10 protein-coding genes are annotated in these 10,307 nt (G+C 43.2%); 7 read left to right on the forward strand and 3 right to left on the reverse strand.

Annotation, left to right across the window (positions count from 1 at the left end):
• Positions 1-43 precede the first annotated feature (43 nt).
• Together G8O23_RS01265 and G8O23_RS01270 are read right to left on the reverse strand one after the other, a co-directional pair.
• Complete coding sequence (locus G8O23_RS01265; protein WP_166360925.1) at positions 44-268, reverse strand: hypothetical protein; 225 nt, start codon at positions 266-268, stop codon at positions 44-46.
• A 122-nt stretch (positions 269-390) separates the two neighbouring features.
• Positions 391-2,427, reverse strand: a complete 2,037-nt coding sequence (locus G8O23_RS01270) for a TonB-dependent receptor (protein WP_166360927.1) — start codon at positions 2,425-2,427, stop codon at positions 391-393.
• A gap of 227 nt (positions 2,428-2,654) precedes the next feature.
• Here G8O23_RS01270 and G8O23_RS01275 point away from each other — a divergent pair, with 227 nt between their 5' ends.
• From G8O23_RS01275 to G8O23_RS01290, 4 genes are all read left to right on the forward strand, one after another.
• Positions 2,655-3,209 carry an RNA polymerase sigma factor gene (locus G8O23_RS01275; RefSeq protein WP_166360929.1) on the forward strand — a complete coding sequence of 185 codons (555 nt, stop codon included), beginning with the start codon at positions 2,655-2,657 and terminating at the stop codon, positions 3,207-3,209.
• Between the two features lie 11 nt (positions 3,210-3,220).
• Complete coding sequence (locus tag G8O23_RS01280) at positions 3,221-3,754, forward strand: hypothetical protein (RefSeq protein WP_166360931.1); 534 nt, start codon at positions 3,221-3,223, stop codon at positions 3,752-3,754.
• A gap of 13 nt (positions 3,755-3,767) precedes the next feature.
• Positions 3,768-4,856 carry a DUF4097 family beta strand repeat-containing protein gene (locus G8O23_RS01285; RefSeq protein WP_166360933.1) on the forward strand — a complete coding sequence of 363 codons (1,089 nt, stop codon included), beginning with the start codon at positions 3,768-3,770 and terminating at the stop codon, positions 4,854-4,856.
• A 123-nt stretch (positions 4,857-4,979) separates the two neighbouring features.
• Positions 4,980-5,696, forward strand: coding sequence for a tryptophan-rich sensory protein (locus G8O23_RS01290; RefSeq protein WP_166360935.1), 717 nt, complete (start codon positions 4,980-4,982; stop codon positions 5,694-5,696).
• Between the two features lie 392 nt (positions 5,697-6,088).
• Here G8O23_RS01290 and G8O23_RS01295 read toward each other — a convergent pair whose 3' ends face one another.
• The gene (locus tag G8O23_RS01295; RefSeq protein WP_166360937.1) at positions 6,089-7,294 is read right to left on the reverse strand and encodes a DEAD/DEAH box helicase; all 1,206 of its coding nucleotides are present in this window, start codon (positions 7,292-7,294) and stop codon (positions 6,089-6,091) included.
• Positions 7,295-7,458: 164 nt separating this feature from the next.
• Here G8O23_RS01295 and G8O23_RS01300 point away from each other — a divergent pair, with 164 nt between their 5' ends.
• From G8O23_RS01300 to G8O23_RS01310, 3 genes are all read left to right on the forward strand, one after another.
• Positions 7,459-7,836 carry a hypothetical protein gene (locus G8O23_RS01300; RefSeq protein WP_166360939.1) on the forward strand — a complete coding sequence of 126 codons (378 nt, stop codon included), beginning with the start codon at positions 7,459-7,461 and terminating at the stop codon, positions 7,834-7,836.
• A 97-nt stretch (positions 7,837-7,933) separates the two neighbouring features.
• Entirely contained in the window at positions 7,934-9,367 is a 1,434-nt protein-coding gene (locus G8O23_RS01305) for an RNA-binding domain-containing protein (RefSeq protein ID WP_166360941.1), read from the forward strand.
• A gap of 112 nt (positions 9,368-9,479) precedes the next feature.
• Positions 9,480-10,004 carry a phospholipase D-like domain-containing protein gene (locus G8O23_RS01310; RefSeq protein WP_166360943.1) on the forward strand — a complete coding sequence of 175 codons (525 nt, stop codon included), beginning with the start codon at positions 9,480-9,482 and terminating at the stop codon, positions 10,002-10,004.
• Positions 10,005-10,307 lie beyond the last annotated feature (303 nt).

The following is a 10,307-nucleotide window of genomic DNA, read 5'->3' on the forward strand; positions in this document are numbered from 1 at the left end:
CCGCAGCTCAAGCTGCGGCTTTTTGGTAATAAGTACTGCTGAACTACTCTTCGCCTTTCTCATGGTCGTGATCGCAGTCCTCTGCTTTCTCAGCATGGGCAGTAGCGCAACTGTCTTTAGCTGCATGCTGGCAGGTATCTTTTACCGCCTGCTCACATTCAACCTCTGCTTTTTCAGTTTTTGCTTTTTCACCAGCCGATCCGCATGAAGCGAAAGCAAACGCAAATGCCAGTAGAAGGCTTACCATAAGTAAATTACTCTTTTTCATCGTTTTTTGGTTTTTTGGTTGTACAATTTTCGACTTGTAAAATTATTATTCTTTGTGTTAATTGGATGCAATATGAGGCTGTTTTTTTTAATTTTTTGATAAATATCATAATACGCCTGAGTTTATCGTTGCGATGCATCCATTGAGTACCTTAATCCAATCGATATCCAACGCCCCGGTTGCTCAATATTTCCAATGTCTACATACCTTTCGTTACTTAGGTTGTGTATATCAATAAAGGTCATAATTCTCATGAAATCAGCGTAAAGCCTTAGGTTGATTAGTGCGAATGGAGTATAGGCTTTCTCTATATTCTCGGGGTAAGCGGTGTACTTGCCTGTGCGGCTATTCCACTGCAGGGTCCATGAGGCTCCAAGCTGTTTATACACTTTATGGTTTAGGCTTATGGCAAGCTTATGCTTTAAGTAGTCTAATGCATAGTACGATTGCAAGTGGTAGCTCTCTTTATCCGAGTAAAGGAATGTGTAGCTTGCCGCAATGCTTTTTACCAAAGGGAACGCCTTTATGTTTAGTGCTTTAGCCTGAACATCAAAGCCCGTAGTGTTTATGTGAGTGTGATTCATGGTGCGCCACTTCTCTTCATCAGCTGCTTTTACCCAATCGATAACATCGGTAGCACGCCGATGAAAACCTGCAATACTGGAAGTAAGCTTAGCACCGTTTAGCTTCAACCCAAGCTCATAGCTAGTGGCATACTCGGGATTTAGGTTGATATTGCCTTGGTTGGTTGGGCCGCTGTAGTATAAATCTGTAAATGTTGGAAACCTTACGGCGTTACTAATCGATGCATACATGCTCAGTTTCCTCATAATCCTATAGCTAAGGTCAAAACCGTAGTTCCAGTTTACCCCGTAGCGATTGCTATGGGTTACAATTCCACCACCCGATACAACAAGTCTACTGAGGTAAATGGTGTGGTCGACAAAAAGGTTAACCAGCGATCTGTTATGGCCACGGGTGTATAACGTATCGGCAAATCCTTTGATGGCTCTGGGAGTGCTGAGAGGATCGCCTAGCACGTTACTTAAAATTTGCTCATCACGGAATTCTATTCCCATGCGTGTTCTCCCGTGCTTATGCAAGGCTGCTGCAGCAATTTTTCCACCCCAGCTTATTGTGCTATGGTAGTTGTGCCCTTGATACCACTCAGGACTTTGGTTGCGAAATAGTTCGAACCTGTCGTTATGACTTCGGATATAGATAGTGGGGGTAATTGCAATACCCTTCGTCTTGCCATTCAGGCTTACGGAAGAGAAGAATGTGCCTGTTTGCTCGAATTGATCGGGGTATTTGGGGGTGTAAAAACTCTGGGCACCAAAGGCTTTGTCCTGATAACCAGCCTGAACATCAACACTCCCAATGCTAGTTGCGAGCTGACCAAGTGCAAAAAGGTTATGGAGGCTAAAGTCTGTGTTGTTAATGTACCCATTCGATTTGGCTGACGAAGCTGCCACAAAAAAGTTGGAGGAGCCTTGCCTAAATGCTGCTGATGCATTGGTTCTGAGCAGTCCGTGTTCACCTGCAACGGCTTGTACTCGGGCATATTCCTTGCCCTTTGCTGTGGTAATAATGTTAATGGCTCCGCTGAAACTCCCCGGCCCATATACCCTGGCGCCTGGGCCTTGCAGCAGCTCAATACGCTCAACTGATTCTAAATCGATAGGGATGTTTAGGTTGTGATGTCCCGTTTGGGGGTCGGTGATGTTAACACCATTGAGAAGGATAAGGGTTTGGTCGAAGGATCCGCCCCTGACCATAAGGTCGGCCTGAATCTGATGCCCGCCTCGCTGACGGATATCTACACTGGCTATATTCCTTAAAAGATCGTGTAGATTCGCTACGGGTAGCTGCGAAAACTCATCGTTGGTGACTACTGTCACCGCCCGCATTAGCTCGGAGTATGTGCTGGCCGCTTGGGGGGTGCTAATCACCACCTCATCGATATCAACGTTTGTGCGTAGGCTTATGGTATCAGGCTGTGCATAAACCTCAACTGGCATAGCCAGGAGGCTGTACGATGCCGATAGCACGCTAACTTTCACCAGTAGCTTTAGGCTGGCAAAAACGCTGAACGACTTGTTCCCCCAACGACGGAAGCATACCCTGCGGGTTTTGCTAGAAAAAATGCTTCGGTTCATTTGGATTGATTTTGTTAAATTAACTATGTGAAATATTTGAGCTCGCAAAGATAATGGGTTGTTATTCCATAGTTGAAAAAATGACAATAAATATTTCTCCAAATTCTTATCCATCTAAAAATCACTAAACATCAATTGCTCTAAAGATATTTTTATGCTACTTTGCAAAAAAAATAGTGAGTGTTAATGCAGCATAAGATTTATGGCCTCGTCATTATTCCAGCAGTATGAGTAGCAAAGGTAGTTATCCCAATGTTCATCAGGTTCTTGTAAACCGTTGTAGAAGGGGCGATAGCAGCGCCCAGTTCGAGATTTACAGGTTGTACCATAGGGCTATGTACAATACAAGTATTCGGATTGTGGGCGATGCAACAGAGGCTGAGGATATTATGCAAGATGCGTTCTTTAAGGCTTTCGATAAGATAAACACCTACAGAAACGAGGTTAGCTTTGGAGCTTGGCTTAAACGAATTGTGGTTAATACGGCCCTCGATTTTGTGAAAAAGCGAAAGTTGCCTCAGGTTTCCATCGACGAAGCCTACGGGTTAAGTGATGAAGCCAATGAAGAGGATTACAACTATTCGCCCGAGTCGGTTGAGCAGCTTATGAACGCTATTAAGGAACTACCTGAGGGGTATCGGTTGGTGGTTACCCTGTTCTACATTGAGGGGTATAGCCACGATGAGATTGCCGATATGCTGGGGATAACATCCTCCACATCCCGATCGCAGCTGGTAAGAGCCAAAAAACGTTTGGGAGAGTTGTTAAAATTGAAAGAGTAATGCTATTTGCCATGGACAGATTACAAACCTTTATCGAACAGAACCGAGCGCAGCTCGATGTTGTTGATCCCCCCAAGGGGCATTACGATAGGTTTAGCCGGAGGTTGGCTTCCGCTAACAGGGCAAAGAGGCCTAACCTCTGGTTGGTTGCCAGCGCTGCTGCCATTGCAGGAGTAATTCTAACGGCAAGCCTTAGCCTGCTGCTCAATACTGCCGGAGTGCTTAGTATGAGTGAGCCGGGATTAGCAACAGTAAAGCTTTCGCCCGAAATTATTCAGATTGATCAGTACTACCAATCGCAGGTAAACCAGAAGCAGGTTCTTATCAATAAGATGCTAACCGGTGAGCTAAAACCTTTTGAGGACGAGATAGCCCAAGCCTTTGATGATATGAGCGCCAGCTACAAAGGTATAATTAACGACCTAGCCCAAAGCCCCCGTCCCGAGAGAGCCGCGTTTGTACTCACACGGTACTACCAAGCACAGCTCGATGTCTTGGATGGGATAATTCTGAGAATGCAAAGTGTATATTTGTTTAACAAGTAAAAATTATATCAAAATGAAATCGAATAGATTATATGTAATTTTAGCAATGGTGGCTTTAGTTGGCCTTGCAGCCCCCCCTAAAGCCCTGTTTGGCAAGGAGCTGAGCAAAACCTATAGCCAGGAGTTTAAAGTAGATAAAAAAACGGAGCTTTACATCAGTAATCGTTTTGGCCAGGTGGTGGTAGAGAACTGGGACAAAAACAGTATTGCCATAGATGTGGTGGTTAAGGTTGAGCATCCTAGCGCCGATAGGGCAGAACGTATGCTCTCAGCCATTAATGTTTCCCTCGAGCAGGTTGGAAATCAGGTGAGGGGCGTTACCGAAATTGATGAACGGCTGATGCGTTCCGTTAGTAATTTCAACTTTGGAACATCAACCAAAGAGCTCAGCATCGACTATAAAATAAGAATGCCTAAGCATGTAAATGCGGATTTAAGGAACAAGTATGGCGACATGTTTATCGATGAGCTTACCGGTTTGTCGATGATAGATATTAAGTACGGAAACCTAAAGGCCAACCGAATTGTATACGGCACTAACGATCCGCTGAGCCAGATAACTCTAGGCTATGGGAACGCATCAATCGATGAGGTGAGCTGGATGAGGCTGGATGTAAAGTACGCAAATCTCGATATTGTGAAAGCTCAAGCACTGGTAGTGCTAAGTAAATACTCAAAAATTACCCTTGATCAACTTAGCTCACTCGTACTGGAATCAAAGTACGACACCTATACCATTGGTTCGGTTTCTAACCTGGTGGGGGAGAGTGGTTACACTAACTATCGCATAAAAAATCTTGGCAAAAAACTTCAAGTAAAGAGCCGTTATGGCGATGTTCGCATTGAGACGGTGGCCAATGATTTCGAAAGCATATCGTTTGATGGAAACTACGGAAGTATTTATGCGCCTATTCCTGAGTCCGTTTCCTACAATATCGAAGGAGAAGCTTCGTACGGAGGAGTTAGCTACAACAGCCCTGCACGGGTCAGCCGAATTGAGAGTAACAACCGGTTAACGGTTAGTGGATATGTAGGCAAAAACGATAAGCCCAAAGCATCTGTTAAGGTTAAAGTTCGTTACGGAAGTGCAAGGCTAAAGTAAAGAGGATTAGCCGCATTTCGAATATTTACCGCCACATAGCTGTGGCGGTTTTTTTTGTTTTTGCTGGGGATTGGGCTATTCTTTAATTATATTTGTTTAACTGCGAATCAAAACCCAAACCCGATGATGAAAATTCTGAATCTGCTTCTGTTTGCCCTTATGCTAGCTATGAACTACCTGGCAAATGCATTGCCCCTTGGGGGTAAGACCACTGGCGAACTGTCCGATGCCTATCCTAACCTTTTTGTGCCTGCTGGCATAACCTTTTCCATTTGGGGAGTAATTTACCTGATGCTGCTTCTTTTTGTTTTGTTACAGTTCCGTGAGTCGAATAAGGAGATTGTACAGCAGCTTGGTTGGCTCTTTGCCACTAGTTGCATACTCAATAGCCTGTGGATTGTTGCTTGGCACTACAAGTGGCTCCCTTTATCGCTGATTATTATGCTAGGACTACTGGTTACTCTTGTTGTTATTAATATTAGCCTAAAGGAACAACCACTCAGCATAACCAAGGCATCGTTTGGTATTTATCTGGGTTGGATTTGCATTGCAACCATTGCCAATGTTACAGCCCTTTTGGTTAGTTATGGCTGGGGCGGTTGGGGCTTGTCTCCTCAGGTTTGGACTATACTAATGATTGCCATAGGCGCATCCATAGTGCTGATAACCCAGGTGCAACTATCCAATCCATTTATTGGTCTAGCCGTGGTTTGGGCCTTTCTGGGGATAGCCATTAAGCGACAGCCCGATTTCCAATCCATATTTTACATGGCCATAGCAGGTATGGTGGTGGTGGGTCTCTTTACAGTGTTTCAATTTGTGAGGGGGAGAGTGTATTAGGCTGCCTATAAAATCAGGTAAAAATTTGCATTGAATTATAAACCTGTTATTAGCATTTTTTGCCGTTATGATATTCAATTTAACATTGAGGTTCCCTTATAAATCTGGAATAGCTGGTTCATAACGCAATGTTTTCACTTTTAAGTATCAATTAAATCGCCATGCCCAACCTTCGCTTATTTCTATTGTCAATATTTGTATAGTAAGTTGTTAGGCAGTCAAGGTCATAATCTTGTTTGGGAGTTGGGTTAATACAGGCAGGCAGGAGTTAGGACAAAGAAAAAGGCCACCCATGGGGATGGCCTAATCAAAAGGTTGTTTATATGTTTTGCTAGTTACTTCATTACATTGTTCGAACTTTTTATACGAATTGTTTTCGAATGTGAGTATTTCTAGTTAACAAATGTAATTGCTTTTCCAGTGTTTCCGGCTCTGCCGGTACGACCAATCCTGTGGATATAGCTATCCATATTTTTTGGTTGTTGATAGTTTATTACGTGTGAAACTTGGGATATGTCGAGCCCCCTAGCCGCCACATCGGTGGCTACCAAAACCTGAATGCTTTTATCCTTAAAAGAGTTCAGGGCCTTAATCCTGTAGTTCTGGGATTTATTCCCGTGAATTTCATCAGCTCTAATGCCGGAGCGGCGCAGATCCTTGCAAATTCGGCTAACCCATCGCTTGGTCTCGGCAAAAATTAGTACCTTCTCAAACGATTCGTCTCTAATCATTCCTAGCAGCAGATCCATCTTATTCTCACCGTTCCTAACGGTTACAATATCCTGATCAACCGTGTCGGCTGATGTATTCCCGTTGTTCACTCTAATCTCTACCGGATTTGCAATTAATTTGCTGATTAGCTGTTTTTGCCCCTTCTCTTCAGTTGCTGAGAAAAGAATGGTTTGTTTCCTGTTTGTCATGCCTCCAACTAAGCGCTCAATTTCCTTAGCAAAGCCCATATCCAGAAGCCTGTCAAACTCATCGAGGATAACCGTATTGAAATGAGTCAGGTTAAGAGCGCCCTGCCTTACCATATCGGCCAAACGACCTGGCGTTCCTATTACAAAGTGACAAGGTTTGCGAAGTTTTTGAATATCGGCATAAACACTGGTTCCACCAATAAAGCAGTTGCTGTGCATACCAAGCCCTTTGGCAATGCTCCTAAATTCGGTGTCTGTTTGCACAGCAAGCTCCCGTGTTGGTGCAATAATAAGCACCTGAAAAGCTGCTGCAGTGTTAATAAGGTTGTGGACAAGCGGTACAAGAAATGCGGCAGTTTTACCTGTGCCCGTTTGGGCAATTCCTAACACGTTTCTCCCCTCCAGAATTGATGAGAGGGTTTTGTCCTGTATCTCAGTGGGTACTTCGTAGCCCTTCTGAAGTAAATTGTTAACTATTCTTTTATTTACGGGTAGGTTGGCAATTTCGGAGGACGCCTCGTACTTTACCTGCTCACTCGAAGTGGCTTTTTTAACAAAGTGTTTTGGGTCTATTTCGCTTGCCGAATTCTTTGTTCTGTTTGTTTTTTTGCGATTGAAAGATTTTCTGTAGGTAATACTACCTTGATCCCTTTTACTTAGCGATCGGGTTCTGTTCATAAAATATTGTTGGTTAATGCCCTGTTGTTATCATTAATCACCTATCTGTTCAAGGGGAAATAATGCTTCCTTGGCGTAAATTATTTTAGCTTAAACTAGTGATTTAGAAAGGTGTCGTCAAAGGAAATTTCACAGAGAGGAGAGCTTCTATACAGATCTATCTTATGCTAATATATGCCACAAAGGTAACTGTTTATTTGAGATATCCAAGCAACGCTATGCCATTCCGCAGGTCTCCAAAGTACAGGAGCATTACAGTTACTGCTTTGGCATTGTTAGCCCCAATGCCGATACACTTCAGGGGTAGTGCTATCATTTTCTGCATATCAGGTATATACACCAAATCGTTACCCTTGCACCATAACCAGCAGATTCTGGTGGATAGCAAAGAGATGCTGCATGTGAAGTTAGAGGTATTTATCACCGAGGATTTTGTGATGGAGAGGATCTCACACGGCGTGCGTGCGAGGGTACTGGAACCTCAATCGCAGGTCAATCAAATCAGAAGCATTCATGATGAGGCAGTGGAGGGGTATGGGTAGAAGATTGTTTTTGTTTTATGAGGAAACATTATAAAGAATCAACTCCAGATAACCTTAATTTTGTAGTTTTAAGGTTTACTAAATGAGTAACTAAGAAATGACCAAAGACCAACTTGTAAATCGTATAAACGATCTCGAATGGGAAGATTTTGAGGTAAAGCAGGCAAAATCGGATCTTCCCAAAAATATTTGGGAAACGGTTAGTGCCTTCTCAAACACCAATGGCGGATGGATTCTTCTTGGGGTTAAGCAGGTGGGCAAAATTTTTACCATAACTGGAATTGACAACCTTGAGAAACTAGAGCAGGATATTAACAATACTCTTTCGGGACAACAGAAATTCAACTCTTTAATTCGGCCTACGCTAGAACGATACGATTTTGATGGATTAAAGGTGCTGGGGTGTTACATACCGCTATCAAACAGGAAACCTATTTACTTCAATAGCCCCGAAAACACTTTTATTCGTGTTGGAAGTGCCGATATCAGAGCCACTAAAGCCGAGGTCGATGGAATGTTTCGCGATCAAACTTTTGGCACCAAAACATCTGAGATTGTCCCAAATAGTTCAATTGATGACCTTAACCAAAACTCGGTGGAACGCTATCGCGATTATATGGCTCGGTTCAACAAAAGCCTGTCCTACAACAAGCTCCTTACCGCTGAGTTTCTCACCAAAATTGGGATAATAGTGAATGAAAATCTTACCTACGGCGGATTGCTCTTCCTGGGTAAGCAGGAAAAGATTTCCCAGCATTTCCCAGATTTTCGAGTTGATCTGTTCGAAATCCCCGGAACCTCATATACCGATGCATCGGTTCGATATACATACCGCCTAGCCGAACAGGAGAATATTTGGGAGTACTACTTTAGTGTTTTCGAAAGGGTTAACCAAAAGATTGATAAGCCTTTCACCCTAACCAAAGAGGGTTTTGCATCGGAGGAATACCCCTACATCGAATCGCTCCGCGAAGCAACGGTGAATATGCTGATGCATGCCGATTACTTTAGCCCTGCAAAGCCAAGGGTGCGGATTTTCACAAACCATATAGAGTTCTTCAATCCGGGTGGACTGCCCAAACCGCTTAAGGAGTTGCTTAAAACCGATATTTCGCTACCCAGAAACCAGATAATAGCCAAACTTTTCCGTTTGGTTAAGCTTGCTGAGAATGCCGGGTTTGGTTTCGATAAGATTATTAATGGCTGGAAAACCTTTGGTAAGGGTTCGGTTGAGTTTGAACCGGGTACCGATTATACCATCGTGAAGTTTTATTTAACATCGGAGACCACCGAAAAAGGCGATTCGGAGAAAACTAGGGAGAAAACTAGGGAGAAAACTAGGGAGAAAACTAGGGAGAAAATCATTAGGGCTATTATTGAGAATAAGTTCATTACAACTTCTGAGTTAGCACATCTGATTGGTATAACTGAAAAAGGTGTTGAGTATCAAATCCAAAAGCTTAAATCAGAAGAAGTAATTAAACGCATTGGCCCAGATAAGGGTGGCCACTGGGAAGTAATTGAAAGTTAATTTCGGGATAAATTTCGGGATAAATGTCGGGATATAGTTCGGGATAAAGTTCGGAGAAAAGTTTTTTATCAGGGAAAAGGTTCACTGAAAACATCAAACAAATTCACAGCCAATGCCCCCATTCATCCAGTATATCCAAAACGAGCAGCACTTCACCAAAGTGCTTCAGCAAGCCCTTCTGGTAAGAAGTGAGCTGTGGATTGGCACTGCCGATATTAAGGATTTGTTCATCAAGGATGGCAGCAACTCCATTCCATTTCTAGGTTTACTTTCCAAGCTGGTTGCCCGAAAGGTTATCGTTAGGCTACTCCACGCAAAGGAACCTGGCCCATTATTCCGTAAAGATTTCGACAAGTATCCCAACCTAGCCACGGGGCTTGAGCGTGCGATCTGCCCCAGGGTGCATTTCAAGATATTTATCTTCGATATGGAAACAGCCTATGTTGGCTCTGCCAATCTCACCGGTGCTGGCATTGGAATGAAAAGCCCCAGCCGCCGAAACTTCGAGGCAGGAATACTAACCAACGACCCCGAAATAGTTGAAAGTGCCATCAACCAATTCGATACGGTTTGGCGAGGCGAGCATTGCAAAAAGTGCGATAGGAAGGAGTATTGTGGGGATCGGTTGGATGGGTAAACAAGATCAGGAAATCTTAAAAAAGATCGTTTTAAACAGTTCAGTTTTAAGCTGAATTTATCAAGATTTTTGGTAGTTTTAAAGTTTAATAATCATTAGAACCTCTTTTAAATAATGCAAGGTAAAGAACTACGTAATGGTTTAGCCCCCTATCAATCGGACTTTTGTATAGATGGTTAAACAAACATAAACATTCTTTTCTAACTTTGCAACGGCAAGGAACAACCGACGGCGATTATCATACCGATGGTTGGTGAAATGTTACGGCGCCGTGCATTTCTATTTCATTCTCATCCTCAACCC

The organism is Perlabentimonas gracilis, from assembly GCF_011174675.1.
GTDB classification, from domain to species: Bacteria; Bacteroidota; Bacteroidia; order Bacteroidales; family Tenuifilaceae; genus Perlabentimonas; species Perlabentimonas gracilis.

Coding starts and splice junctions, on each gene's coding strand:
- G8O23_RS01265 (WP_166360925.1), bottom strand. CDS start 268: ATGAAAAAGAGTAATTTACTTATGGTAAGCCTTCTACTGGCATTTGCG.
- G8O23_RS01270 (WP_166360927.1), bottom strand. CDS start 2,427: ATGAACCGAAGCATTTTTTCTAGCAAAACCCGCAGGGTATGCTTCCGT.
- G8O23_RS01275 (WP_166360929.1), top strand. CDS start 2,655: ATGAGTAGCAAAGGTAGTTATCCCAATGTTCATCAGGTTCTTGTAAAC.
- G8O23_RS01280 (WP_166360931.1), top strand. CDS start 3,221: ATGGACAGATTACAAACCTTTATCGAACAGAACCGAGCGCAGCTCGAT.
- G8O23_RS01285 (WP_166360933.1), top strand. CDS start 3,768: ATGAAATCGAATAGATTATATGTAATTTTAGCAATGGTGGCTTTAGTT.
- G8O23_RS01290 (WP_166360935.1), top strand. CDS start 4,980: ATGATGAAAATTCTGAATCTGCTTCTGTTTGCCCTTATGCTAGCTATG.
- G8O23_RS01295 (WP_166360937.1), bottom strand. CDS start 7,294: ATGAACAGAACCCGATCGCTAAGTAAAAGGGATCAAGGTAGTATTACC.
- G8O23_RS01300 (WP_166360939.1), top strand. CDS start 7,459: ATGCTAATATATGCCACAAAGGTAACTGTTTATTTGAGATATCCAAGC.
- G8O23_RS01305 (WP_166360941.1), top strand. CDS start 7,934: ATGACCAAAGACCAACTTGTAAATCGTATAAACGATCTCGAATGGGAA.
- G8O23_RS01310 (WP_166360943.1), top strand. CDS start 9,480: ATGCCCCCATTCATCCAGTATATCCAAAACGAGCAGCACTTCACCAAA.